The sequence below is a fragment of the Aurantimicrobium sp. MWH-Uga1 genome (assembly GCF_003325955.1).
In the GTDB taxonomy this organism is placed as follows: Bacteria; Actinomycetota; Actinomycetes; order Actinomycetales; family Microbacteriaceae; genus Aurantimicrobium.
The window spans coordinates 1,499,219-1,523,467 of the sequence record NZ_CP030929.1; the positions used below are offsets into that span (position 1 = coordinate 1,499,219).

General features: G+C 53.3%; 26 protein-coding genes. 8 read left to right on the forward strand and 18 right to left on the reverse strand.

Annotation, left to right across the window (positions count from 1 at the left end; genetic code table 11):
• The first annotated feature begins 24 nt into the window (after window positions 1-24).
• The 3 genes from purL to AURUGA1_RS07415 are packed head-to-tail and all read left to right on the forward strand — an operon-like array spanning window position 25 to window position 3,400.
• A complete protein-coding gene (purL, locus tag AURUGA1_RS07405) occupies window positions 25-2,316 on the forward strand; it encodes a phosphoribosylformylglycinamidine synthase subunit PurL (protein ID WP_114129551.1) in 2,292 nt (763 codons plus the stop codon).
• 19 nt (window positions 2,317-2,335) lie between these two features.
• Window positions 2,336-3,172 carry an aldo/keto reductase gene (locus AURUGA1_RS07410; RefSeq protein WP_114129552.1) on the forward strand — a complete coding sequence of 279 codons (837 nt, stop codon included), beginning with the start codon at window positions 2,336-2,338 and terminating at the stop codon, window positions 3,170-3,172.
• A complete protein-coding gene (locus tag AURUGA1_RS07415; RefSeq protein ID WP_114129553.1) occupies window positions 3,173-3,400 on the forward strand; it encodes a hypothetical protein in 228 nt (75 codons plus the stop codon).
• A gap of 9 nt (window positions 3,401-3,409) precedes the next feature.
• Here the strand turns inward: AURUGA1_RS07415 and AURUGA1_RS07420 are convergent, their stop codons facing one another.
• The 12 genes from AURUGA1_RS07420 to AURUGA1_RS07475 form a co-directional block, all read right to left on the reverse strand.
• Window positions 3,410-3,862 carry an HtaA domain-containing protein gene (locus tag AURUGA1_RS07420; protein ID WP_114129554.1) on the reverse strand — a complete coding sequence of 151 codons (453 nt, stop codon included), beginning with the start codon at window positions 3,860-3,862 and terminating at the stop codon, window positions 3,410-3,412.
• A 2-nt stretch (window positions 3,863-3,864) separates the two neighbouring features.
• A complete protein-coding gene (locus AURUGA1_RS07425; RefSeq protein WP_205214645.1) occupies window positions 3,865-4,167 on the reverse strand; it encodes a chorismate mutase in 303 nt (100 codons plus the stop codon).
• A 24-nt stretch (window positions 4,168-4,191) separates the two neighbouring features.
• Window positions 4,192-5,106: a DMT family transporter gene (locus AURUGA1_RS07430; protein WP_114129555.1), complete on the reverse strand. Its 915-nt coding sequence runs from the start codon at window positions 5,104-5,106 to the stop codon at window positions 4,192-4,194.
• A 79-nt stretch (window positions 5,107-5,185) separates the two neighbouring features.
• Window positions 5,186-5,509 (reverse strand): hypothetical protein, encoded by a 324-nt coding sequence (locus AURUGA1_RS07435; protein ID WP_114129556.1) that lies wholly within the window; start codon window positions 5,507-5,509, stop codon window positions 5,186-5,188.
• Window positions 5,510-5,521: 12 nt separating this feature from the next.
• Window positions 5,522-6,472, reverse strand: a complete 951-nt coding sequence (locus tag AURUGA1_RS07440; protein ID WP_114129557.1) for a hypothetical protein — start codon at window positions 6,470-6,472, stop codon at window positions 5,522-5,524.
• Between the two features lie 46 nt (window positions 6,473-6,518).
• The gene (locus AURUGA1_RS07445; RefSeq protein WP_114129558.1) at window positions 6,519-7,805 is read right to left on the reverse strand and encodes an adenylosuccinate synthase; all 1,287 of its coding nucleotides are present in this window, start codon (window positions 7,803-7,805) and stop codon (window positions 6,519-6,521) included.
• Between the two features lie 94 nt (window positions 7,806-7,899).
• On the reverse strand, window positions 7,900-8,526 hold the full coding sequence (locus AURUGA1_RS07450) for a bifunctional 2-polyprenyl-6-hydroxyphenol methylase/3-demethylubiquinol 3-O-methyltransferase UbiG (protein WP_114129559.1): 627 nt from the start codon (window positions 8,524-8,526) through the stop codon (window positions 7,900-7,902).
• A 10-nt stretch (window positions 8,527-8,536) separates the two neighbouring features.
• A complete protein-coding gene (locus AURUGA1_RS07455; protein ID WP_114129560.1) occupies window positions 8,537-9,763 on the reverse strand; it encodes an APC family permease in 1,227 nt (408 codons plus the stop codon).
• A 10-nt stretch (window positions 9,764-9,773) separates the two neighbouring features.
• Window positions 9,774-10,427, reverse strand: coding sequence for an RNA methyltransferase (locus tag AURUGA1_RS07460; protein ID WP_114129561.1), 654 nt, complete (start codon window positions 10,425-10,427; stop codon window positions 9,774-9,776).
• Between the two features lie 2 nt (window positions 10,428-10,429).
• The gene (pyrE, locus tag AURUGA1_RS07465) at window positions 10,430-10,984 is read right to left on the reverse strand and encodes an orotate phosphoribosyltransferase (RefSeq protein WP_114129562.1); all 555 of its coding nucleotides are present in this window, start codon (window positions 10,982-10,984) and stop codon (window positions 10,430-10,432) included.
• A 36-nt stretch (window positions 10,985-11,020) separates the two neighbouring features.
• Complete coding sequence (locus AURUGA1_RS07470) at window positions 11,021-11,944, reverse strand: DMT family transporter (RefSeq protein WP_114129563.1); 924 nt, start codon at window positions 11,942-11,944, stop codon at window positions 11,021-11,023.
• Between the two features lie 29 nt (window positions 11,945-11,973).
• The gene (locus AURUGA1_RS07475; RefSeq protein ID WP_371412356.1) at window positions 11,974-15,180 is read right to left on the reverse strand and encodes an efflux RND transporter permease subunit; all 3,207 of its coding nucleotides are present in this window, start codon (window positions 15,178-15,180) and stop codon (window positions 11,974-11,976) included.
• A gap of 164 nt (window positions 15,181-15,344) precedes the next feature.
• On the opposite strand from AURUGA1_RS07475, the gene AURUGA1_RS07480 reads away from it, so the two are divergent.
• The 4 genes from AURUGA1_RS07480 (at window position 15,345) to AURUGA1_RS07495 (ending at window position 18,367) form a co-directional block, all read left to right on the forward strand.
• A complete protein-coding gene (locus AURUGA1_RS07480) occupies window positions 15,345-17,315 on the forward strand; it encodes an APC family permease (RefSeq protein ID WP_114129760.1) in 1,971 nt (656 codons plus the stop codon).
• Window positions 17,312-17,707, forward strand: a complete 396-nt coding sequence (locus AURUGA1_RS07485) for a CrcB family protein (RefSeq protein ID WP_114129565.1) — start codon at window positions 17,312-17,314, stop codon at window positions 17,705-17,707. The genes AURUGA1_RS07480 and AURUGA1_RS07485 overlap by 4 nt, the downstream gene beginning before the upstream one ends.
• Entirely contained in the window at window positions 17,704-18,087 is a 384-nt protein-coding gene (locus AURUGA1_RS07490) for a CrcB family protein (RefSeq protein ID WP_114129566.1), read from the forward strand. Before AURUGA1_RS07485 ends, AURUGA1_RS07490 begins: the two co-directional genes overlap by 4 nt.
• Window positions 18,088-18,172: 85 nt before the next feature.
• Complete coding sequence (locus AURUGA1_RS07495; protein ID WP_114129567.1) at window positions 18,173-18,367, forward strand: DUF3073 domain-containing protein; 195 nt, start codon at window positions 18,173-18,175, stop codon at window positions 18,365-18,367.
• Here AURUGA1_RS07495 and AURUGA1_RS07500 read toward each other — a convergent pair.
• A complete protein-coding gene (locus AURUGA1_RS07500) occupies window positions 18,364-19,125 on the reverse strand; it encodes a sulfite exporter TauE/SafE family protein (protein WP_114129568.1) in 762 nt (253 codons plus the stop codon). The two genes, AURUGA1_RS07495 and AURUGA1_RS07500, sit on opposite strands and share 4 nt — an antisense overlap.
• Before the next feature lie 8 nt (window positions 19,126-19,133).
• Window positions 19,134-20,240: a phosphoribosylformylglycinamidine cyclo-ligase gene (gene purM, locus AURUGA1_RS07505; protein ID WP_114129569.1), complete on the reverse strand. Its 1,107-nt coding sequence runs from the start codon at window positions 20,238-20,240 to the stop codon at window positions 19,134-19,136.
• A gap of 97 nt (window positions 20,241-20,337) precedes the next feature.
• Here purM and purF point away from each other — a divergent pair, with 97 nt between their 5' ends.
• On the forward strand, window positions 20,338-21,795 hold the full coding sequence (gene purF, locus AURUGA1_RS07510) for an amidophosphoribosyltransferase (RefSeq protein WP_114129570.1): 1,458 nt from the start codon (window positions 20,338-20,340) through the stop codon (window positions 21,793-21,795).
• Here purF and AURUGA1_RS07515 read toward each other — a convergent pair whose 3' ends face one another.
• From AURUGA1_RS07515 to ubiE, 4 genes are read right to left on the reverse strand one after another with little or no spacing between them, the layout of a single operon-like run.
• Window positions 21,796-22,089 carry a hypothetical protein gene (locus AURUGA1_RS07515; RefSeq protein WP_114129571.1) on the reverse strand — a complete coding sequence of 98 codons (294 nt, stop codon included), beginning with the start codon at window positions 22,087-22,089 and terminating at the stop codon, window positions 21,796-21,798. It lies immediately after the preceding gene.
• A gap of 1 nt (window position 22,090) precedes the next feature.
• Window positions 22,091-22,450, reverse strand: a complete 360-nt coding sequence (locus AURUGA1_RS07520; protein WP_114129572.1) for a sterol carrier family protein — start codon at window positions 22,448-22,450, stop codon at window positions 22,091-22,093.
• Window positions 22,451-22,455: 5 nt separating this feature from the next.
• Window positions 22,456-23,508 carry a polyprenyl synthetase family protein gene (locus AURUGA1_RS07525; protein ID WP_114129573.1) on the reverse strand — a complete coding sequence of 351 codons (1,053 nt, stop codon included), beginning with the start codon at window positions 23,506-23,508 and terminating at the stop codon, window positions 22,456-22,458.
• A gap of 19 nt (window positions 23,509-23,527) precedes the next feature.
• Window positions 23,528-24,235, reverse strand: a complete 708-nt coding sequence (ubiE, locus tag AURUGA1_RS07530) for a bifunctional demethylmenaquinone methyltransferase/2-methoxy-6-polyprenyl-1,4-benzoquinol methylase UbiE (protein ID WP_096383127.1) — start codon at window positions 24,233-24,235, stop codon at window positions 23,528-23,530.
• Between the last annotated feature and the right edge of the window lie 14 nt (window positions 24,236-24,249).

Here is a 24,249-nt window from a genome sequence, read left to right on the forward strand (position 1 = left end):
CACCCACATGAAGGGACTTCACGCGTGAGCAACCACGTCGCCGACACCGTAGAGAACGCCATCGCAACCCCCGACAAGGTTCAGCCCTACGGCGCCCTTGGCCTCAAGGATGACGAGTACGCCAAGATTCGTGAAATCCTCGGTCGCCGCCCCACCTCCGGTGAGCTGGCGATGTATTCGGTGATGTGGAGTGAGCACTGCTCCTACAAGTCTTCGAAGATTTACCTTCGTCAGTTTGGCCAGAAGGTCAGCGAGAAGATGAAAGAAAAGCTGATGGTCGGCATGGGCGAGAATGCCGGTGTTGTCGATGTCGGCGAAGGCTGGGCTGTCACCTTTAAGGTGGAGAGCCACAACCACCCCAGCTACATCGAGCCTTTCCAGGGTGCTGCCACCGGTGTGGGTGGAATCGTCCGTGACATCATCTCGATGGGTGCACGACCCGTAGCTGTGATGGACCAGCTTCGCTTTGGTGCCATTGACCACCCTGACACTCCTCGTGTACTCCACGGTGTTGTCGGCGGTATTAGCTTCTATGGCAACTGCCTGGGGCTACCCAACATTGGTGGCGAGACCTACTTCGACTCTTGCTACCAGGGCAACCCACTCGTGAACGCGCTTTCTGTTGGTGTGCTGCGTCACGAAGACCTTCACCTGGCAAACGCTTCTGGTGTTGGCAACAAGATTGTTCTCTTCGGTGCTCGCACCGGTGGTGATGGTATCGGTGGCGCTTCGATTCTTGCCTCTGACTCGTTCGATTCCACCGGACCCACCAAGCGTCCTGCTGTTCAGGTAGGAGACCCCTTCGCTGAGAAGGTGCTCATCGAGTGCTGCCTGGAGCTCTACCGAGAAGGCCTCGTTGAAGGTATTCAAGACCTTGGTGCTGCAGGTATTTCTTGTGCAACAAGTGAGCTCGCCTCCAACGGTGACGGTGGCATGTTTGTTGAACTCGACAATGTTCTGCTGCGCGACCCCACCCTCACAGCTGAAGAAATTCTCATGTCAGAGAGCCAAGAACGCATGATGGCTGTAGTCAAGCCTGAACTGCTCGATCAGTTCATGGCTGTGGTGAACAAGTGGGATGTGGAAACCAGTGTTCTCGGTGAAGTGACCGACACCGGTCGTCTCGTGATCCACCACGGTGGCGAAGAAATCGTGAACGTGGACCCTCGCACCGTCGCAATCGACGGTCCTGTTTATGAGCGTCCCGTTGCATACCCCACATGGATTGATGCTCTCAACGCAGACTCTGCTGACAAGCTCGCTCGCCCACAGAGTGGTGCAGAGCTCAAGGATCAGTTCTTGAAGCTTGTTGCAAGCCCGAACTTGGCAGACAAGTCCCTGATCACCACCCAGTATGACTACTTCGTGATGGGAAACACCGCGCTCAGTTTCCCTGACGACGCCGGCATGATTCGCGTCGACGAAGAATCCGGTCTCGGCTTTGCTATCGCCACCGATGCCAACGGTCGCTACTGCCAGCTTGACCCCTATAACGGTGCTCGTTTGGCTCTTGCAGAGGCATACCGCAACGTTGCCGTCTCAGGTGCTGTTCCTGCAGCGGTTACTGACTGCCTCAACTTCGGTTCTCCCGAGAACCCCGAAGTAATGTGGCAGTTCAAGCAAGCTGTTGCTGGTTTGGCCGATGGTTGCTTGGAGCTCGAGATTCCCGTCACGGGTGGAAACGTCTCCTTCTATAACCAGACCGGTGATGCACCTATTCACCCCACTCCTGTGGTGGGCGTGCTCGGTGTGATTGATGACGTTGCTCGCCGTATTCCTTCCGCATGGCAGGACGAAGGAAACAACATCTACCTCCTCGGCTACACTCGCACCGAGCTTGATGGTTCGGCATGGGCTGGCACAATCCACAACCACCTCGGTGGTGTTCCACCCGTTGTTGATCTGGCTCAAGAAAAAGAGTTAGCAGATCTTCTCCAGGGCGCTGCTATTGAAAGCTTGATCCTTTCTGCCCATGACCTCAGCGACGGTGGTCTGGGACAGGCGCTTGCTGAGTCCGTCATGCGCTTCGGCGTTGGCGCACGCGTCTGGCTCGATGAAATCATCGAGCGCGATGGTGTGGACGCCGCTACTGCGCTGTTCTCTGAATCAACAGGTCGTGTGATCGTCTCTGTTCCACGCGAAGATGATGTTCGCTTTATCGGTCTGTGTGAAGCACGAAACTATCCCGTCTTACGTATCGGTGTGACCGATCAAGGCGGAGCAGACGCCAAGCTTGATGTTCAGGGCCTGTTCGAGGTTTCTGTCGCTGAGATTCGCCAGCGCAGCAACGAAACGTTGCCCAAGTATTTCGGTTAGTTTCATCTCTGGAGGCATCATGACTTTACCTGTTGGCGGCCCTCGACTAGAGATGAATGACGGATTGGTCATTCCTCAAATTGGCTATGGCGTATACAAGGTCGATGATGAGGTTGCTGAAGAGACCGTAGTGACAGCGCTGGGTTCCGGCTACCGCCACATTGATACTGCGTCTCTCTATGAGAACGAGAGAGGTGTCGGGGCAGCTGTCGCCGCATCAGGTATCCCACGTGAAGAAATCTTCATCACAACCAAACTCTGGAACACTGACCAAGCTCCAGAGGATGCTTGGAAAGCAATCCACAAAAGCCTTGATCTTCTCGGCATGGACTACGTGGATTTGTATTTGATTCATTGGCCGTCTCCCTGGAGAGGCAACTTCCTTTCTGCCTGGGAAACCCTCATTGAGATGCGCGATAAAGGTCTGGTGAAGTCAATCGGTGTCTCCAACTTCGAAGAAGAACACCTCACTGAGATCATTTCGGCAACCGGGGTTGTTCCTGCGGTCAACCAGATTGAACTTCATCCCTATCTCCAACAGGATGCTCTTTCGCAAGTCGACTCACAGCTGGGAATACTCACCGAAGCGTGGTCTCCACTAGGTCGTGGAGCAGCTTTAGAAGATGCTGTTTTGAGCTCTATTGCTCTCAAGCACAACGTCAGCATTGCCCAGGTCATTATTCGCTGGCACATTCAATCCAGACGAGTTGTCATCCCTAAGTCAGTGATGACCTCTCGAATTCAATCCAACTTTGATGTGTTCGGTTTCGAGCTTGATCAGGATGATCTTGCAGCAATCAAGACTCTGAACACAGACAGTCGTATCGGTCCAGATCCCAAGACTGCTGACTTTTAAGTGGCTGGGGGAATTGTGGACTTTGTATTACCAATACTCATTACTGCTTTTTGGGGTGCAATTGCGGTAGGGATGTTGATCCGATTTACGCGAGCAAAGAAGGGTAAACGAATCAGAACTGCCGCAGAACCTCTCGTAGCAGCAGCCGAGTCGTACCAGGAGAATCTCATTGGTAAAACAGGCATGCAAAATCTCAACGAAGCTTCGGATTTGGATCAATCCAAGTAGTAACTGCTCTTACAGAGTTTTGATTGCCAGACTGTTGAGTTCCTGACCAACCTGATATTGCTCACCGAGTACTAGCCGTCCTTCAATGGTGAGGCTGGTGCGATATTCATTGCTGTCGCCGATGCGTTCAAGCTTCACTAACGGCACAAATGTTTCTGGGGTGAGGATTCCCCCTTGCGCGATGAGGAGAGTTCCCGCTCCATTCTGCAGTTCGATGAGTGGGTTCTTGAGCACGATGTTCATCATGCCCCAATGGCCACTAAGCTTGGCAGTTCCTTGGAACTGTAATGTTCCAGTTGCGGTTTCAGCATCAAAGTTCGAGGCAGCGCTGTCTTCACTAAATGTGAATAGATTGCCTTCAAACGCAGCAGGAAAGTCTGCTTCGATAAGGCCATCTTCAATGCCGCGCAAATAACCCAATAATGAATCTTTGATGCCCCACTGGAGCTGGTATTGATTCATGTTTAGCCTCGCGCTTGCACGTGGTGATGAATAACTTCTTCCACAACAAAGTGGAACCACTTCTCGGCAAAGGTGGGATCCAAGTTGGCCTCCTCTGCCAGTGCACGCAGTCTGGCAACCTGGCGAGCTTCACGCTCGGGGTCTGAGGGTGGAAGGTTGTTGGCAGCTTTGAGGGTTCCGACCTTTTGAGTGAACTTAAATCGTTCAGCAAGCATGTGAATGAGAGCAGCATCGATGTTATCGATGCTCTCGCGAATGCCTGCAAGCTCTGCTGCGACCTCAGGGGTCATCTCGTTCTGCGCCATAGATTCAGGGTAGCGCAGGAGTGATTACTTCTGAGCTTGCCTGCGCATGATGAGCACACCAGCAATGACGATGGCGCCACCGACTGGTTCATACCAGTGCAGACTTTCGCCGAGAAAGACAACACCAAGCATGATTCCAACAATCGGCATCACATAGGTCACCGAGGATGCGCGAGTGGGGCCCCAGGAATCAAGAACATCGTTGAACCACAAATAAGCGAGGCCTGTTCCACCAAAGCCGATGATCGAAATAGCAACAATGCTCGTCCAATCAATCGTGAGTGGACCGGTTGCTAAGAATGGTGTGAGCAACAGCATGAAGAAAGCTGCCGCTCCCACTTCGATAATCGAGATGGCCTTGGCTGAAACGCCACGGGGGAAGACAAACTTCTTCAGATAAGTTCCTGAGAATCCATACATCACAGCTGCGCTCAGTGCGGCAATCTGGCCCCAGAAGCCACCGCCTAAGTCTGTAATTGTCCAGGGTGCGATAACCACGACAAGTCCTGCCAGACCAACCAGCACACCAACTGCCTGGTTGCGATTGAAGTTCTCAACCCGCAACACATATACAGCAATGATGGCGGTCATGATGGGCGTCAGGCCGTTGTAAATGGTGGCAACGGCAGAGGTGATGTATTGCTCAGCCCAGGGGAAAAAGATGAAGGGGATACCAATACCGATGATTCCGGCGACCGCGATGTGGCCCCAGAGCTTGAGGTCTTTGGGTAGTTGTTCTCGGCTAATCAGCCAGAACACCAACATGAACACACCACCGGCAACCACGCGTGACCATGCTATTTGCCCCCAGCTCAGGGTGTCCAGAGCAATCTTGATAAAGAAGAAACTCGAACCCCACAACAACGCCAACGCCACAAACTTGAAAACAATAATTGCCGGAGATTGGCCACGTTTAGTCGTAGCAGCTGGGGAAGTCATAGCTATCTCAGCCTAGACCCGTGTGTACTCGTTCGGGTGTAAACGACCAAAGAATTATGCCCGATTGGTCAGACAGGGACTATTTATTCAGATCTGCTTCAGCGCGTTGGCGCCAGATATCAAGAGTGTTGTCATTGATAGCTTGCTGAGCAGTTGCCACTTCAGCAGGAGTAACAAGGCCACTTTCCACAGCACTGGAAATATCTGCCGTCGAGAGAAGAACTGCCGCGAGTAAAACTCCTTTAGCACTGACATCTGCTGGAAGTATTTTCGTCAGAATGTCGTTCGTTGCTGACGGGGTAACGGCGGGCTTAGCTTCTGCGGCGCAGGCAGATAGACCAGCTACAGCAACTGTAATCAATCCAATAACTGCGACCGCGCGCAACCAAGATTTTCTGTTCACGTATTGCTCACGTTAGCGGTTATTTTTATTTGAGTTACCCTGTCCCTGGCCACCAGGGTTGGCAGGCTTTCCAGCATTTCCGGATTTACCCGGAGCTTGCTCGACACTGATGCCTGGACCTTGCTGAGTTGACGACTCTGGCGAGACAACGTCTTGCTGTCCTGGAGTTTGAGGCACAACAGTGTTGCTAGATCCATTCTTGTTTTGTTGTGCTTGTTCTGGCAAAGCAGGTGCCTGAGCACGCCCACGAACTTCGCCTACGACAGCGTTCAGTCGAGCTTGAACCTCTGGTGTTGCTCCCGCAACTCCAGAGGAAACAGCGGCTTCAAGTTTTGCCGTTGCACGGACGAGGTGAGCCTCAAGTTCTGCGCGCTGAGCCTCTAGTTCTGCTAGGGCAGAAGCTTGTTCTTCTTCAGGAAGAGTCGCAACTGCAGCAATAGCTTCATCCAGTGTGGCAAGTTCTGCTTGTGCGTGGGCTATTTGAAGCTGGAAACCAAGTGTGCGTGCACATGAGGAAGTGGATTGTCCATCAGTCCGACAGAGTTCAAAATCTGCACGAATTGCTTCAAAAGCTGCGGCCCAAGCTGGCTCCTCTTCAGTCCATGCATCGCTTTCTTCAGCCAAGTTTTCATCTATGAGATCGGCGAGCTCTGTATCGGTTGGGGCCGTAGTTTCCTCAGGTGACGGAGTTGAGGTTGGATCTGTGACTGTTTCTTCGACGACCTGCACAATTGCAGGATCAATAATTCCTACCTCGATCGCTTCTGATACATCCTGCTGAAGCTCTGCCAAGAGCACTGGATCAGTAACCGTGGTGTCTAACCCGCTGAGAGAGGTCTGTATCAGCGTTTCAGTGACTGCATCACTCGTTTCGGCATACGCTGCATTGACTCCAAGACCAAAGACGAGGGCAGGAACAGTTGCACAAACAGTAAGTGCGGAAACGATTAAGCGATGTGTCATTCTTGTAGTATTCCAAACTAATCTGTTTATTACCTGTGCGTGGTGATTAGCCGACGAGATCGTGCTGCACGATGATGGCATCACGTGCAGGGCCAACGCCGATCGCGGAGAAGCGGGCGCCGCTCATGGCTTCCAAAGCAGTGACATAGTCCTGAGCGTTCTTGGGAAGATCGCTGAACTTTCGTGCACCGGTGATGTCTTCGCTCCAGCCGGGGAAGTATTCCAAGATGGGCTTAGCGTGGTGGAAGTCTGTCTGGTTAACAGGAACCTCATCATGGCGAACACCATCAACGTCGTACGCAACACACACAGGAATCTTCTCTAGACCAGTGAGAACATCCAGCTTGGTCAACACAAAGTCGGTCACACCGTTGATACGCGCGGTGTATCGAGCAATGGGTGCGTCATACCAACCACAACGGCGAGGACGTCCGGTAGTGGTGCCAAACTCGAAGCCCTTTGCGCGCAGGAATTCACCATCAGCATCAAAGAGCTCGGTGGGGAAGGGACCAGCACCGACTCGTGTTGTGTAGGCCTTGATGACAGCAATCACACGCTCGAACTTGTTGGGCCCAATACCGGAACCGGTCGAAGCGCCACCTGCTGTGGCGTTAGAAGAGGTAACGAAGGGGTAGGTTCCATGATCGATGTCCAGCATGGTTGCCTGGCCACCTTCAAAGAGGACAACCTTGTCAGCTTCGAGAGCCTGGTTGAGCTCCAGCGCGGTGTCAGCGACCATGGGCGCTAAGCGCTCACGGTAGGAAAGAAGTTCTTCAATAACAGCGTCGGCAGATATGGCCCGACGGTTATAAATCTTGGCAAGAAGGTGGTTCTTGATATCCAATGCTGCTTCAACTTTTTGACGCAGAATTCCTTCGTCAAAAATGTCTTGGATGCGAATACCCACCCGGTTGATCTTGTCGGCGTAGGTGGGGCCAATGCCACGGCCCGTAGTACCAATCTGGCGCTTGCCTAGGAAGCGCTCGGTGACCTTGTCCAAGGTGCGGTGGTAGTCGGTGATGACGTGGGCGTTAGCGCTCACGCGCAGCTTCGAGGTGTCGATGCCACGAGAGTTCAGGGCGTCCAACTCAGCAAAGAGCACAGAAATGTCAATGACTACACCGTTCGCAATCACGGGAGTAACACCAGGAGTGAGAATGCCGGAAGGAAGAAGGTGGAGGGCATACTTCTCGTCACCAATAACTACGGTGTGACCGGCATTGTTTCCACCGTTGAACTTGACCACGTAGTCGATGCGCTCAGCGAGAAGGTCGGTAGCTTTACCCTTACCTTCATCGCCCCACTGGGCACCAATCAACACGATTGCTGGCATGACGATATCCCCTCGTCCCTTGTTCGGCGAGCGCGACTGCGACCTGCCAGTAATTCATTCTACCGGCTGGGCAATGTCTATTTCTTGCAGTTCCTTATGCGGCAGCAGTGGCCAAGAGAATAACATCGATCGCCTTGCGCTCCTGTCCGCCAGAGTCAAAGAAACGATCTCTCATCGTCACAGTGTGTACCTTCAATCCGAGTGCGTCACAGGCTGCACGAAGCTCATCCTGGGTTGGGTTGAGCTCTGGGCTTGGTGGTCCGCCAAAGCCCTGTTCGAGGTTTTCTCGGGCATGCCACACACCAAACAATGTGCCACCTGGGCGCAGACTCTTCGCTGCCGTGGAAATGGCGGCGGCGAGGTCTGCTGCAGGAATCTGGAGGTATGCCACAACTGCAAGGTCTACTGGTTTGGTGACGCAGGATTCAGGTTGAGTCGCATCCACTGTTGTTCCTGTGCACAGTTCTAAGAGACCCTCACGTTCAGCACGTTGCAGAAATTTTTCTACGGCGACTGGTGAGAAGTCAGAATTCTCAACATGCCAGCCGCGGCCGGCAAACCACAGGGCATTGCGCCCTTCTCCGCCACCCAGATCGAGCATCTTTCCTGTGGGGAGTCCAGAGAGATACTCAACAACAAACTGATTGGGTTCTAAAGACCAGACCATCTCAGATTCTGCATACCGCTGATCCCAAGCTTCAGGAGAGTTCCGTGTCGTCATCTCTGCAAGCCTATCTTCTGCGAATTCTCATCATTCTCAGAATTACTCCGCATACCAGGACAGTTCCTGCCACAATGAGCGAAGTCGGAGGTAGCGTCACGACGAGAAGAGCACACACTAACGCTCCTGCTATGGCAGTAAATCGAGGATATAGGCGGTGAGTTTTGTCCTGTTTCAGAGCAGAAAGATTCGTGACGAAGTAGTAGAAGAGAACTCCGGCGGAAGAAAATCCGATAGCACCTCGAATATCAGCGCTTGACACAACAACAATGACAATGATTCCAACAAGCAATTCTGCGCGGTGTGGAACGTGGAATCTCGGGTGTACTTCTGCAAGCCACTGAGGAACATCCTTGTTGCGACCCATTGCGAACAAAGTCCGGCTTATTCCGGCAATGAGTGCCAAAAGTGAACCTGCGCATGCCAACGCCGCTCCCATCACGATGGCGGTGCTCCATGAGCTCAGTCCAGCGACCTCGAGCGCATCGAGTAGGGGTCGAGTGCTCGATGCGAGCTTCTGTGGACCAAGCAATTCAAGCAGGCTCCACCCCACGCCCATATAGATAAGGAACGCGATAACAAGTGAAATCATGATTGCGCGCGGAATAGTTTTTATCGGCTGCACTACTTCTTCGCCCAAAGTTGCTAAACGGGCATATCCAGCAAACGCAAAGAACAGAAGCCCCGCCGCTTGCGTTATTCCATAAATGTCAGCGGGTGCAGCAGCGGTGGATTGAATAGAACGATCAAGAATGCCGAAGCTAATGAAAGCCAGCAGAACCATAACAACGGGAATCATGAGCGCAACAGCCATCACAATGGTGCGCGTGATGCCTCTCATATTTACCAGAGTCAGTGTCGCGACTGCGAGGATAGCTCCAGGTCGCTGCCATTCTTCCGGAAGCAGATAGGCAGCCAGGGTCAAAGCGATAGCTGCTGAGCTCGCCAGTTTTCCGATGACGAAAGACCACCCAGCAAGATACCCCCACCAGGGGCCCAACATTTCGCGACCAAAGGCGTAAGTTCCACCTGAAGTGGGAAATTGTGCTGCCAGCTGCGCCGACGAGGAAGCATTGAGCCAAGCCGCTAAGGCAGCAAGACATAAAGACAGAAGCAACCACACTCCTGCCGATTGTGCCGCTGGCGCAAATGCCGAAAAGACCCCCGCACCAATCATTGAGCCCAGCCCTAAGGCAACGGCACCGGGCAGTCGGATTGCCCTGCGCAGTTCTATCATGAGCGAGATATTAGCTGGTCAAGGAATCTGAAAAGTTAACGTGCTGCATGATCCACGAGTGCATAGTGACCGCTGCCGCTGCGCTGGCATTGATCGAACGCGTGGAACCAAACTGTGTGATTTCGATGACTGCTTCTGCCGCATTAATTGCCTCAGCAGAAAGACCTGGTCCTTCTTGACCGAAGAGAAACAGGCAGCGCTCGGGGAGTGAATAGGTCTCAATCTTGACGCAGCCCGGGACATTATCAATTGCCAATATGGGAAGGTCGTGTTCTGAGGTCCAGGCCACGAGATCTGCAACGGTGTCGTGATGAAGAACGTGTTGATAGCGGTCTGTGACCATGGCTCCGCGCTTGTTCCAACGCTTACGCCCCACGATGTGGACGGTGTCGGCACCAAAGGCGTTAGCCGATCGAACAATGGAACCGATGTTCATATCGTGTTGCCAGTTCTCAATAGCAACGTGGAAGGGATGACGTTTTTCGTCGAGGTCAGCGACGATTGCTTCCATCTTCCAATAGCGATAACGGTCAATGACGTTACGGGTATCGCCCTTTTCGAGAAGCTCAGGGTCATACCAAGGCTCTACAGGAAGTTCACCAATCCAAGGCCCCACACCCGAGGTGCTGAGCTCGTGTGTGGGTGAGTCAGGAAGTTCAGTCACAGTTACTGAGGCTCAAGCCCAAGGTCTTCAAGACCGATGGCATAGAAGTAGGGGTAGCCGGCCGTTTCAATACGTTGACGAGCATCTGTTGCACGGTCGACAACCACGGCAACACCAGCAACCTCGGCACCGACCTTCTCGAGTGCTTCAATGGCTTTCAGGGGTGAACCACCGGTGGTGGAGGTGTCCTCAAGGACGACTACTCGCTTGCCTGTGAGATCAGGGCCTTCAACCTGGCGGCCACGTCCGTGGTCTTTGGGTTCTTTGCGGACAACAAATGCGTCATAGGGTAGTCCGCGAGCTGCGCCCTGGTGCAAGACCGCTGTCGCAATGGGGTCTGCACCCATGGTGAGACCACCCACGGCGTCAACATCTGGAATCTGTGCAAGGACGTCCAACATAACCTGCCCAATAAGTGGGGCAACGCGGTGATCGAGCGAGATCTTGCGCATGTCTACGTAATAGGTTGCCTTCTTGCCGCTGGTCAGCGTGAAGTCACCGTGGAATACGGCTTCTTCTTTGATGAAGTTGATGAGTTGTTCGCGTGCAGAAGTCATGCTCACAGTTTATCGGCCACTACTTGGCCACTTTGCCTAGTGAGGAAGGGGCTCGAGTGGAACGATGTCTTCGTCATCATCCTCACTAGGTGTTCCAGCAATGTGTTCTTTTTTGCCTTTAGTTGGCCATTCGACGATCACCATAGCGGCAACCATGAAAGCTCCACCAATGATTGTTTTCAGCGCGAGAACTTCCTGACCCACAGCAACGGAGACCACCGCGGTGAACACCACTTCTAGGGTGAGAATGATGGCCACACGCGCAGGTTCCATTTGTGCTTGAGCCCAGGTCTGAACAAAGAAGCCGATGACGGTGGCAAAGATGGCCGTGAAGAGGACAGCCATCCAGACATCAACAGTGGGTGGTCCTTGGTAGCCATCTGGAAGTGCACCAATCCAACACACCACTGCCACAAACAACAGCTGAACAAAGGTGAGCGCGTAGGAATCAAGGCCTGAACTGAATTTACCCAGACCAACGATGTGTAGGGCGTAGAGAACTGCGCAGACAATGCCCCAGATCTGGCCAACCTCAATGGTTACACCAGTGATAGAAATCAGCCCTAAACCAATCAGTGCCAACACGGCACCAACGGCCACCTTGATTCCGACTTTGCGGCGGAAAATAATCCAACCCAAAACTGGAGTGAGAACCACATAGGTTCCGGTGAGGAAGCCTGTGATGGCAGCAGTGGTCATCTCTAAGGCAAGGGTTTGAGTGATGTAAGCAAGCCCTAAGACCACTCCGAGGCCAGCACCGACGGCAAGCATTTTGCCCTGGAGGGCCAGCACAACCTTGGGTTTGATAGCCAGCATGATTCCAGCGGCAATGGTGAATCTGATCGCCAGAAAGTCAAAGAACGGTTGCTGCTCGATAGCAGGTTTCATCACCACAAAGGCGATACCCCACATCGCTGCCACTGAGACCAGTGACCACACAGCAAGGCGGGAGGTTTTCATCCCTCCAGCCTAGCTAGGAGGCAGCCGGTCTAAGAATTTGAACGACGGCGACGAATCGGTGAATCATCATCACCATCGTCATCGATAACCAAGGTGTCAAAGACAGGCTCTGTTGATGAGGCAGTTGGTGCGGGTGTTCCTGCCTTTGCCTGCTTCTTTTCAGCACGCTTTGCCTTGCGCTTTTCACGACCACCCTCAACCAGGTTGTAGATGGTGGGAAGGACAATCAAGGTCAGCGCTGTTGAAGAAATCAAACCACCAATCACCACGATGGCCAGCGGCTGAGAGATGAAACCACCGGAGCCGGTGATACCCACAGCCATCGGAATCAAAGCAAAGATGGTGGCCAACGCCGTCATCAAGATGGGGCGCAAACGACGAGTCGCACCCTCGGTGAGAGCCTCGCGAACAGGCAGACCCTTAGCTCGGTACTGGTTGACCAAGTCGATCAGCACGATGGCATTTGTCACCACAATTCCGACCAGCATCAACAAACCGATGAAGGAAGGAACACCCAGTGGAACACCGGTGATGACCTGCAGACCAATGGCACCGGTTGCTGCGAAGGGAACTGAGATAAGCAGCAACAGTGGCTGAAGCAGTGATCCAAATGTGGCCACCATGATGATGTAAACCACGAGGATGGCGACCAGGAGTGCAATACCCAGCGAGCTAAACGCGGAAGCTTGGTCGGCGCTCACGCCACCAATCTTCGCTGAGGCACCAGCTGGAAGATTGAGATCAGTGAGAGCTCTGTTGACAGCTGCAGTTGCAGTGCCGAGGTCTTCACTGTTGGGTGTGATGGTGACGGTGGCGCTGCGTTGACCCTTCACCGTGGTCACAGTGGCAGGACCGTCCTTGACCTCTATGGTGGCCAAGGTGTCTAAAGGAACTGGTCCCTGAGCTGTAGGAATAATCAGTGCCGCAAGTTCTGCTTCCGTTGCAGGAGGATCTTCCGAGGCAATGTAGATGTCCAGAGTTGTTCCCTCAATCACCACTGTTCCAATGGTGGTGGGACGCATGGCCTGAGCAACATAGCCTGCGAGTGCAACCTCAGAGAAACCAGCCTCCGCTGCTTCAGTGCGATTCACCGTGACAGCAATGTAGGGGCGAGCTTCAGTGAGGTTACTGGTGACCTGCTTCGCTTCAGGCAAAGCAGCCATAGTCTTTTGAACTTCAGCAGCAGCCTTCTCTAGGTCAGCCTGGTTGGGGGCAGTGATGTTGATTTCAATATCGCTGCTAGCACCAAAACCGCCCGAAGAACCAATCGTGATGGTGTCCTTGTCAGCTACCTTCTCGACAGCGATACGAGCATCTTCTTGAATCTTCTGCTGGTCGCCGCCTTCAACGGTGGTAACCGAGTAAGTAATTGCAGTGTCACCACCGCCAACAAAGGCGTCACGTAGTGCGTTCCCTGAAGAACCGATAGAGACCTGGACAATTTCAACACCCGTGGTGTCGAGCAATGCACCTTCAACATCAGCAGCCATGGCATCCTGTGCTTCCAGGCTAGTTCCCGGCTTAATGGCTTCGGTCACCGTGAATGTGTTCTGTCCTGAAGATCCCAGGAAGTTGGTCTTCATCAAAGGCAGGATTGCACCGGTGCCAACAAGCACGAGCACGGCAAGAATAATCGTGACAACGCTGTGCTTGAGTGTCCAGTTGATAATCGGCAGGTAGCCCTTTTGCAGCCAGCCAGGCTTTTCTTCTCCGGCGAGCTCAGCTTCTTTAGCTTTCTGTGCACGCTTTCCAGTTTCAGAGGGTGCACGAAGGAACCAGTAGGCCAGCACGGGAACGATCGTCAATGAAACGAGCAGTGACGCAACCAGCGCGATGGTGACCGTCAGAGCGAAGGGGCGGAACAGTTCACCGGTGATATCTCCCACGAAAGCGAGAGGCAAGAATACGGCAACAGTAGTTGCAGTAGAGGCCGTGATAGCCCCAGCAACTTCACGTACGGCATCCACGATGGTTTCAGCGCGGTCCACACCTGGAACAAGTCGACGCTTAATGTTTTCAATGACCACGATGGAGTCATCAACAACTCGACCAATGGCAATCGTCAGCGCACCCAGGGTGAGGATGTTGAGTGTGTAGTTTGACGCCTGCAGACCAATGAAGGTGATGAGGACCGAGGTGGGGATCGAGATTGCCGTCACGATGGTCGATCGAATCGACAGCAGGAAGACCAGGATTACCAGAACAGCAAAGAGCAGACCCAGCAAACCTTCGGTAGTTAGAGACTCGATAGATTTTTCGATATAGGGAGCCTGGTCAAAGACAACAGTAAATGTCGCATTGTTTCCCAAGCTCGCCTGAAGTTCAGGAATAACGGCATTGACTGCGTGAGAGACATCTACCGTGTTCGCACCAGGAAGCTTGGTCACAGCAATGGTCAATGCGGGCTGTCCGTTGACGCGAGAAATTGTGGTGACGGGAGCATTGGTGAGTTCAACGGTGGAAACATCACCGATGGTGACCACACCTGGACCCTTGGCCCCCACCAGCGGAAGGTTAGCAATCTCTTCTGTTGAGGTAATGCGCTCACCAATTTGGACAGAAAGAGTCTGGTCGTTCTCTGTGATTTCGCCGGCTGGAATCAGAAGGCCATTGGCGTCCAGGGTGTCTTTGATTGCTGCTGTAGTTAGCCCTTGCGCTTGGAGAGCACCAAAATCTGGAGTGATGGTGACGCGCTTTTCAGGAGCACCCAATAGTGCTGCGTCACGAACCCCCTCAACGTCTTTAATTTCACCGAGCGTAGAGGCACGAAGAAGGTCGGCTAGCTCCAGAGTGCTGACATCACTCGAGACTGCAATCTGCATAACGGGAAAGTCGCTAAAGCTTCCAGTGATTACTTGGGGGTCAACATCGGTCGGAAGTTGAGATTTGATGCGGTTGATTGCCTGATTGATTTTCTGTTCAGAAATAATCAGATCTGTGCCGTAGGTAAAGGAGACAGAAATCAGGCTCAGGTTGGTACTTGAGGTCGCTGTGGTGTTTTCGATACCCGGAACACCCTGAATAGCTGTTTCAATCGGGTTCGAGACATCTTGGTTGACCACTTCCGGTGCAGCACCGGGGTAAACTGTCAGCACAGCCAGCTGTGGGAACTGAACGCTCGGCGCCAATTCTTGCTTGAGATTGGTCAGTGCAAGGCCACCAAAAATGGCAACAACGACCGTGACCAGCGCAATGAGTGCGCGGTTTTTCATACTGGCTTTAGCTAAAAGAAACACAAGACCCAGTCTGGCACTACTTTGTAACAAACAAATGTGAGTTCTCTGAGGGAAGAATCGGCGTAAAGTAGCCTTTCGTGAGTCCTGAAGAAACACCCACAGGTTCTATTCCAGAATCTAAGTCACCTAAACGCTGGATTATTGGCGATCCGCTCCCCACTGCGATGCTCGAGGGCGAGCTTCTCAAGAAACGCATTGCCCTTCCGATATTTGCCAGTGACCCACTTTCTTCGGTGGCATACGCCCCTCAAGAATTGTTGATGATTCTGCTTATCGGTGGTCTTGCCTTCCTCAGCTTTGCACCTTGGATTGCCGCCTGTGTCATCTTGCTCATGATTGTGGTGATTGCCAGCTACCGCCAACTCATCAAGGCTTACCCCTCTGGTGGTGGGGACTACGAGGTTGCTCACAAGAACCTGGGTGAAAAAGCCGGTGTTGTTGTAGCGTCTGCTCTGCTCGTTGACTACGTCATGACCGTAGCGGTGTCGGTTGCCTCTGGTGTAGACAACATCATTTCGGCAATTCCCGAATTGGCACCAGAACGTGTCCTGCTTGCATTTGTCTTTGTCATCATCCTTGCCGCCATCAACCTACGTGGTGTTCGCGAATCAGGTAAAGCTTTTGCTTTCCCGACCTACTTCTTCGTAGCCAGCGTCTTTTTCATGATTGTTGTGGGCCTTGTGCGAACAATCATGGGCGACCCCCCCGTGGCTGAATCTTCAGAGTATTTTGTGCAAGGCGAGAACGTAGCCCAAGCAGCCCTGGTCCTCTTGCTCTTGCGTTCATTTGCTAGTGGTTGCGCTGCGCTCACCGGTGTTGAGGCAATTTCTAATGGAGTTCCTGCGTTTCGCGTTCCCAAGATTAAGAACGCCCAGACCACCCTGGTGATTATGGGAGCCATTGCCATCACGCTGTTTGCAGGTCTCATTATCATGGCTTTCATCTCAGGTGTTCGTTATGCCGAAGATGCTTGCCACCTCATCGGCTTTGCCAATTGTGAGACTGTACCTCAACGATCCCTGATGGCACAGATTGCCGCCGCCACCTTCGGCAACAACACCTTCTTGTTTTATGCGATTCAGGCAGGAACCGCCCTAGTGCTATTGCTTGCGGCAAATACTGCCTTCAACGGATTCCCACTCTTGGGTTCCGTTTTGGCACGTGACGGATACGCGCCAAAGTCGTTGGAAACACGTGGTGACCGTCTGATCTACTCCAACGGAGTTATCTCCTTGGGCTTGGCTGCAATTGTGATTTTGGTTGTATTCCAAGCAAACCTCACACAACTCATTCAGCTCTACATCATCGGTGTTTTCGTGTCCTTCACGCTAGGCCAATCCGGCATGGTCGTGCACTGGACCAAACTTCTCAAGACAAAGCCTGAGAATCCTGGAAGCATTAAGCGCTCACGCCTTATCAACATCACAGGTGCAACCTTCACTGCCACAGTTCTCATCATCGTCACCGTGACAAAGTTCACCCACGGTGCCTGGATTGTCTTCTTGGCTATGCCTATTCTCTTCACACTCATGATTGGTGTGAACCGCTACTACCGCGACGTTGAAGCAGAGGTGGCTGTTGACGCTGTCACCACCTTCGGGGCGAAGGGTGACCACGCAATCGTGCTGGTTGGCAAGATGCAAAAGCCCATCCTCAAAGCCATCGACTACGCCATTGCTGCCCGTCACGACTCCATCGAAGCCGTTCACGTCTCAATCAACGAAGTGGCCACCGCTCGACTTGAGTTGGACTGGATACGCCAAAATATTCACCTGCCGCTGCGAATTATTAGCTCGCCCTATCGCGACCTCAGCTGGCCACTGATTCAGCACATCCGTGAACACCGCGCACAACACGGTTCAGAGATTGTGACTGTGTACCTACCCCAATACATCGTGGGCCACTGGTGGGAGCATGCACTGCACAACCACAAGGCACGTCGCCTGAAGATGAAACTTATGCTCGAGCACGGTGTTGCCATCGCCCTGGTGCCCTGGCTACTGGACTCCACAGATCTCATTTATGGTCGTCGTTCACGCCCAGTGCCCGGACAATCACGTCGTGGTGAACCCATACGTCCTCCTGCACGTAAGCCGATGACTCCGGCTAAGCGCGAAAAGACTGACACTGAGTGAAAGATCTGAAAAAAGATCTCTTACCCGTGATCATTGGTGGTGCACTGGGTACAGCATTGCGCATCCTGTTGGACATCATTCTCAGTCTCGTCTTTGCAACTTTCTCCCTCGGTAGCACGATGCTCATCAACGCTGTGGGCTCCTTCGTCTTAGGTTTCTTGGTTGCAGGTCTGTGGGCCAAACCGAAAACTCCACGCTGGTTCAAGGTGGGCATTGGCCCGGGCGTTCTGGGCGGTTTCACCACATTCTCAGGTGTCATGTTGCAGGCACTGCTGATACAGAATCCGATGATGACGGCAGCATTCCTCGCACTCTCTATTGCGACAAGCCTCTTTGCGGCAGTGCTCGGAATCTGGTTGGGAACTCCCCGCAAGAAAGGAGCCCGGCGATGAACGCACTGTCCTTTATTCTCGCCATCGTTGCCGGTGGCCTCGGAGCCGGGCTGCGCTATGGTGCAACCGTTGCGTTGCCTCCCAAGAAGGAAGGCTTCCCGCTGGCAATTTTTATTGTCAACGTGGTGGGCTCATTCCTCATCGGTGTCTTCACTGCACTGTTGATCAACACCGTACTCTCAACCGAGTTGGGCTTCATTCTGGTGGCTGGCTTCTGCGGAGGTTTCACCACCATGAGCACCTTTACGGTGGAGTCAGTGGAACGAATGCAAGCAGGAAAATGGTTCATCACGGGGCTGAACATCGTTGGGTCAACTGCTGCTGGTTTATTGGCTGTTGGAGCTGGCTATGTGATTGCCGGTGGCCCGCTCAGCTCATGAGTGCCGTGCTCATGTTAGACTCGGCCTAGATTTTTTCATTGGTGTCCGGTGATTTTTTCCCGGTGAGCAAGGTAAGGGTTCTCGCATGGGGCGTGGCCGTCAAAAAGCGAAGCACACTAAAGTTGCGCGTGAGCTGAAATACTTCAGCCCTGCTACTGACCTTTCTGCACTCGAGAAAGAGATTGGCCACGCTTCCGACAGTGACGAATACGTGGACAAGTGGGCAGACCTGTACCCAGACGACGAAGACGAGGAAAGTGAAGCTACGGCTTCTGCCTAATTCTTTTTCTGGGCCCGCATTCTGCGATATGCGCTCTGCAGTGCAACAAACAACAGCAACAAGCCAAACAGCTGAGTAGATAGTCGCTCCGGCAAGATAAACGCGAGCGCTACCCCACCAAATGATGCAGCCACAGCGGCAGCTCCTACAATCAAGCCCTCTTTGAGCACGACTAATCCTGCGCGCAGATTAGGTATTGTTCCGGCGATAGCAGTGGGAACCATGGCAAGCAAAGATGTTCCTTTAGCCAGCAGTGCGCTCAGGCCAAAGAACGACATAAATACCGGAACAGCAATAACTCCTCCGCCAATACCGAGCATTCCCGAGGCGACACCCATCAACAGTCCAAGACCAATCAAAGCGAAAGCATTGCCTACACTCATCGTGAACGTGCCGCCTGTCTGTTCAGCCACAAACAAGAGACGCCCGGCTTCGATGAGCATCATGGCGACGAAGGTCCAGTGGATCACAGCTATGGGTAGCACGCGCAAAAGTTTTGAACCGAGCGGTGCCCCGACGATTGCTCCCAGTGCCACCAAACCGGCGACTGCAAAATCTACCTGCTGGTTAATCCCATAGGTGAAGGCGCCCACGATGGAGGTAGGAACGATTGCCAGAAGAGATGTTGCAGAGGCACGGCGTTGATCAAGTTTTGCCCACAGCATGAGCAGGGGAACCATGATGATTCCACCGCCAACTCCGAAGAAGCCAGAAAGAAATCCACCCACTGCTCCAGTGATAAGGAGGGGCAGAATCATGGAGATGCTTAGTTGCTGTAGCTGCCGACGAGACGAACAGCACCACCGTTGACACCTTTGGCACCCTGTTCAAATCCAGTGAAGTCACGCTCGGAGGTGGACACCATTCCCACTACCCAGGCAGGAATACCCAGCTCGGAGAGTTTCTGAGTCACAGCGGATGCTGCGCCGGAGGAAACAACGGCAAACATTCCAATGCCTAAATTCCAGGTTCCCTCGGTGCTTTCCAGGCTTTCACCAGAAAGCGAGGTGAGGACACGGAACACATTTCCAGGTGACCAAGTGGAACGATCCACCTCAACCCAGGAGCCAACAGGAAGTACCCGTGCCAAGTTCGCAGCAATACCTCCGCCGGTGACGTGGCTCAGGGCGTGGATACTTCCAGCCAAGGCGGGGTCGCCGAGAACTTCGACGAGTGGTCCGGTGTACAAACGAGTGGGCTCGAGAAGAACCTCACCCACAACGCCGCCAAAGTCTACTGAGGTGCTGTCGTAGCTCAGCTTGTTTTCGGCCAGGATGTGCCGCACGAGAGAGTAGCCATTAGAGTGCAGGCCTGAGGATTCCATGGCGATCACAACATCGCCGTTGAGAACACGCTCAGCGCCCAAAGCATCAGCAGCTTCGACAACACCAACAGCGGCACCGGCAACGTCGTAGTCGTCAACGCCGAGAAGTCCTGGGTGCTCCGCTGTTTCTCCACCAACCAAAGCAGTGCCTGTTGCCAAGCAAGCATCTGCGATGCCCTTCACGATGGCAGCGATGCGCTCAGGGTAAACCTTGCCACAGGCAATGTAATCGGTCATGAACAGTGGGCGAGCACCGCAGACAATGATGTCGTCGACGACCATGCCGACCAAGTCTTGGCCTATGGTGTCGTGCTTATCCAGCGCCTGAGCGATGGCGACTTTGGTTCCTACGCCATCGGTGCTTGTTGCAAGCAACGGGCGATCAAAATTTTTCAGAAAAGAAACATCGAAAAGGCCGGCAAAGCCGCCTACTCCGCCAAGAATTTCAGCACCGTGGGTGGCCTTAACGCTGGCCTTCATGAGTTCGACTGCAAGATCACCGGCTGCGGTATCAACACCTGCACGTGCGTAGGAAGAATTCTGGCTCACATGCTCAAGTCTATCCTCAGGAAAGATGTGCCAGACTTGTCTAGGAACTCACGAGAGCTCCTCAACGCACCTCAAATTTCAGGAGCTACCACCGCACATGTGTGGCATCGTCGGAATCGTCTCTACTGAGCCAGTCAACCAACAAATCTATGACGCTCTGTTGCTTCTGCAACACCGTGGTCAAGACTCCACTGGTATCGCAACCGCAGATGGTTCACGCCTGCACATGCACAAGACCAAGGGTCAGGTACGCGAGGGTTTCCGTACTCGTGACATGCGCACTCTGGTGGGAAACGTGGGCCTTGGTCACGTGCGATATGCCACAGCTGGTGCCGCCTCTAACGAAGAAGAAGCTCAACCGTTTTATGTGAATGCCCCCTACGGCATCATCTTGGTTCACAACGGTAATCTCACCAACACTCGTGAACTGACCAAAGACTTATTCAACATTGACCGCCGACACGTCAACACATCCAGTGACACTGAACTACTGCTCAATGTTCTTGCCACTGAACTACAAAGCACCATCTCAGGCTCCGACTTGAGCCCAGAGAACATATTCCATGCAGTTGCAAACCTGCATAAGCGCGTGGAAGGTTCCTACGCCGCTATCGCGATTATTTCCGGTCACGGTTTGCTCGCCTTCCGCGATCCTTTCGGTATTCGCCCACTGATCCTGGGTAAACGAGAAATGGACAATGGCAAGACTGACTACATCGTTGCTTCAGAGTCACTCGTTCTCGAAAGTGGCGGTTACGAAATCGTGCGCGACGTGGAACCAGGTGAGGCCGTTTTCATTACCCAAGATGGAACCCTCTACACCCACCAGTGTGCAGAGAACCCCATTCTTCGACCATGCTCCTTTGAGTACGTCTACCTCGCTCGTCCTGACTCAGTGATGAACGGCATCTCTGTTTACGAAACGCGTCTGCGCATGGGTGATCGTTTGGCAGCCACCATTGCACAACATGCTCCGCTTGGCGACATTGATGTTGTGATGCCCATTCCTGACTCTTCTCGCCCCTCAGCGATGCAGGTTGCCCGCACACTGGGTGTGGAATACCGCGAAGGCTTCTTCAAGAACCGTTACGTCGGTCGCACCTTCATCATGCCCGGCCAGGCTCAGCGCAAGCGTTCTGTCCGCCAAAAACTCAATGCCATGTCCACTGAGTTCAAAGGCAAGAATGTCCTCATCGTGGACGATTCAATTGTGCGTGGAACAACCTCTCGTGAAATCGTTGAGATGGCTCGTGCCGCTGGAGCAAACAAGGTGACCTTTACCTCAGCTGCTCCTCCCGTGCGCTACCCCCACGTGTACGGCATCAACATGCCTTCACGTCAGGAACTCATCGCACACGGCCGGAAAATTCCAGAAATTGCTCAAGAGCTTGGTGCAGACCACCTGATTTATCAAGAAGTAGCTGATATGGAAGCGGCCATCATGGAAGGTTCCAACCTCACAGGTCTTGACTTGAGCTGCTTCACAGGCGAATACGTCACCGGAACGATTACTCCGGAATACCTCGACTGGGTCGAGCGCAACCAGTTGAGCTAATTACTCTGAGGTTACTTCGGTCTTTTGAGCTGTAACTGTCGTGACGTGGCGCGAGTAATAGCGGTCAACAATGAGGGCAAAGATAAGCCCGAGTGTTCCACCGATGGTTCCTGTGATGAGCATCATGAAGCCAAAAATCTGGGTCAAGGTGAACTCACTGTTGTTGGGGAACGCAAAGGTCAGAATTAATGCGGCAATGATGCCGAAGATGATTCCTACGACCATAAAGGTTAAAAACTTGGGAGAACGTCGAACAACGACCTGCTCAGTGGTGACTGTTTCTTTTTCGCTCATGTCACCATTGTGCCAGTGGAAAGAGGTAGCTCACATCACTGCGAACACCTGATGCACTGATCTTGCCCTGGTCATAGGCTTCACTCCAGGTTTGTTGACCCGTCGCTATCGCAATCCAGGTCGCAGGATCCATCTCCACTACATTCGGGGGTGTTCCCCGAGTATGTTCCGGCCCTTCCACGCACTGGATGGCTCCGAAGGGCGGTACGCGTAGCTCAACGGTATGGCCAGGTGCACAGTCGGTGACCAACTGAAGCAGATATCTCACTGCAGTAGCAACATCGTTGCGCTCAGAGGAACCTTCCATAACGGCATGAACGGCCTGTTGACCGTCAGCCGCATCAACTCGAGGTTTAGCCATGACGGTTAGGCAGAGCGAGAAACGACGTGCTCAGCAAAAGCAGAGAGAGCTGTTTTCACCGGACCTGCAGGTAGTGGCTCGAGAGCAGCAACAGCTTCGTGTGCCCAACGCCGGGCTTCTTCACGGGTGGCTTGGGTAACCGGGTGCGCATAGAGCTCAGTGATGGCGAGCTGCAGGTCAGCGTCCGCCTCAACAGATTCTTCATCGGCATCAGCGCGAATGCGAGCCAACAATGCAGCTGCTGCAGGGTCCGTGTGTCCCTGCTTTTCAAGCAGCAATGTGGGCAGAGTGGGAACGCCTGCGCGCAGATCAGTTCCCGCTTGTTTACCCGTGGCAGCTGATTCGGGAGAAAGATCAAGTACGTCATCGGCGAGCTGGAAAGCGACACCAATCTTTTCACCAAACTCCACCATAGGTTCCTCGAATTCGCGAGGTGCACCAGAGTAAACAATGCCACAACGTGCTGCAGCAGAAATCAGAGATCCCGTCTTATCTGCCAAAACCTGGATGTAATGAGAGACAGGGTCTTCATCTGGACGTGGGCCCACAGTTTCATGGAGCTGACCCAGGCACAACCGTTCAAAGGTTTCTGCTTGTAGCAGCATTGCTTTCTCACCGAGACGTGTCATCAGCGTGCTGGCTCTGGAGAAGAGAAGATCTCCGGTGAGGATAGCTACCGAGTTTCCCCACACCTCATGTGCACTGGGAACACCGCGACGAAGCGGAGCTTCGTCCATAACGTCATCGTGATACAACGAAGCCAAATGAGTGATTTCGATTGCTTGCGATGCCGTAACAACTTCAGGTGTTGCACCATTGCCCAGCTGCGCAGTGAGCAGCGTCAGCATGGGGCGAACGCGCTTGCCTCCGGCCCCGTAAAGGTAACGGCCTGACACATCGGCGAGCGCATCTGCGAAATGAAGTTCTGTGCTGAGACCTTCTTCGATTAAGGCCAAACCAGCGTCGATGGTGTCCGCGAGCTGTTTAGTTTCTGGACTGGCGAAAAGTCGTTGACGCAGGGAAAGACGTCCTGCTACACCACTCACGCTCGTACTCACCCGTTCAGCCTAGTCCTCACTATGAAACAGGTTTGATTCCGCGGTGAAGCGCCACAACTCCAGCTGTGAGATTGCGGTATGCCACTTTCTCAAAACCTGCCTCACGAATCCAGCTGGCAAGAGTGGATTGGTTTGGCCAATCCTCGATGGAGTCTGCCAAGTAGGTGTAGGCCTCCGTGTTTGAGCTGGAAACTTTTGCTACCAGTGGCATGACCTTACGCAGGTAGAAGTTGTAACTCGCACGAATGGGCGCAGCTGGTGGAGTGGAGAACTCACAAATGACAATGCGTCCACCAGGTTTGGTCACTCGGTAGAGCTCAGCAAGAGCTTTCTTCGGCTGAACAACATTCCGAAGACCGAAAGACATTGTCACGGCATCAAAGCTGTTGTCCTCAAACGGAAGAGCGGTTGCATCTGCTTGAACGAACTCGATGAGTGGATTCTTGCCATGCTTCTTGCGGCCGACCTCAATCATCCCGGGAGAGAAATCAGCAGCCACCACATGCGCACCAGACTTGGCCAACGCTGCTGAACTTGTGCCCGTTCCAGCTGCGAGGTCCAGTACCCGCTCAGATGGCTGTGGGTTGACAGCACGGGTCGTGGAGATTCGCCACAGGGTTGCATTACCTGCCGAAAGCAGGCTGTTTGTGACGTCGTAGCCTGCGGCTACGTCGTCAAACATGGCAGAGACGTCCTCGGGCTTTTTCGATAGGTCAGCAGTAGTCACAAGAGAAGTCTACG

Bases quoted from the DNA above. Each gene is read 5' to 3' on its own strand.
- AURUGA1_RS07490 (WP_114129566.1), top strand. From the start codon at position 17,704: ATGAACGCACTGTCCTTTATTCTCGCCATCGTTGCCGGTGGCCTCGGA.
- purF (WP_114129570.1), top strand. From the start codon at position 20,338: ATGTGTGGCATCGTCGGAATCGTCTCTACTGAGCCAGTCAACCAACAA.
- AURUGA1_RS07480 (WP_114129760.1), top strand. From the start codon at position 15,345: ATGCTCGAGGGCGAGCTTCTCAAGAAACGCATTGCCCTTCCGATATTT.
- AURUGA1_RS07445 (WP_114129558.1), bottom strand. From the start codon at position 7,805: ATGCCAGCAATCGTGTTGATTGGTGCCCAGTGGGGCGATGAAGGTAAG.
- AURUGA1_RS07440 (WP_114129557.1), bottom strand. From the start codon at position 6,472: ATGACACATCGCTTAATCGTTTCCGCACTTACTGTTTGTGCAACTGTT.
- AURUGA1_RS07410 (WP_114129552.1), top strand. From the start codon at position 2,336: ATGACTTTACCTGTTGGCGGCCCTCGACTAGAGATGAATGACGGATTG.
- AURUGA1_RS07430 (WP_114129555.1), bottom strand. From the start codon at position 5,106: ATGACTTCCCCAGCTGCTACGACTAAACGTGGCCAATCTCCGGCAATT.
- AURUGA1_RS07450 (WP_114129559.1), bottom strand. From the start codon at position 8,526: ATGACGACACGGAACTCTCCTGAAGCTTGGGATCAGCGGTATGCAGAA.
- AURUGA1_RS07420 (WP_114129554.1), bottom strand. From the start codon at position 3,862: ATGAATCAATACCAGCTCCAGTGGGGCATCAAAGATTCATTATTGGGT.
- AURUGA1_RS07500 (WP_114129568.1), bottom strand. From the start codon at position 19,125: ATGATTCTGCCCCTCCTTATCACTGGAGCAGTGGGTGGATTTCTTTCT.
- AURUGA1_RS07520 (WP_114129572.1), bottom strand. From the start codon at position 22,450: ATGGCTAAACCTCGAGTTGATGCGGCTGACGGTCAACAGGCCGTTCAT.
- AURUGA1_RS07470 (WP_114129563.1), bottom strand. From the start codon at position 11,944: ATGAAAACCTCCCGCCTTGCTGTGTGGTCACTGGTCTCAGTGGCAGCG.
- AURUGA1_RS07495 (WP_114129567.1), top strand. From the start codon at position 18,173: ATGGGGCGTGGCCGTCAAAAAGCGAAGCACACTAAAGTTGCGCGTGAG.
- AURUGA1_RS07515 (WP_114129571.1), bottom strand. From the start codon at position 22,089: ATGAGCGAAAAAGAAACAGTCACCACTGAGCAGGTCGTTGTTCGACGT.
- AURUGA1_RS07425 (WP_205214645.1), bottom strand. From the start codon at position 4,167: ATGGCGCAGAACGAGATGACCCCTGAGGTCGCAGCAGAGCTTGCAGGC.
- pyrE (WP_114129562.1), bottom strand. From the start codon at position 10,984: ATGACTTCTGCACGCGAACAACTCATCAACTTCATCAAAGAAGAAGCC.
- AURUGA1_RS07455 (WP_114129560.1), bottom strand. From the start codon at position 9,763: ATGATAGAACTGCGCAGGGCAATCCGACTGCCCGGTGCCGTTGCCTTA.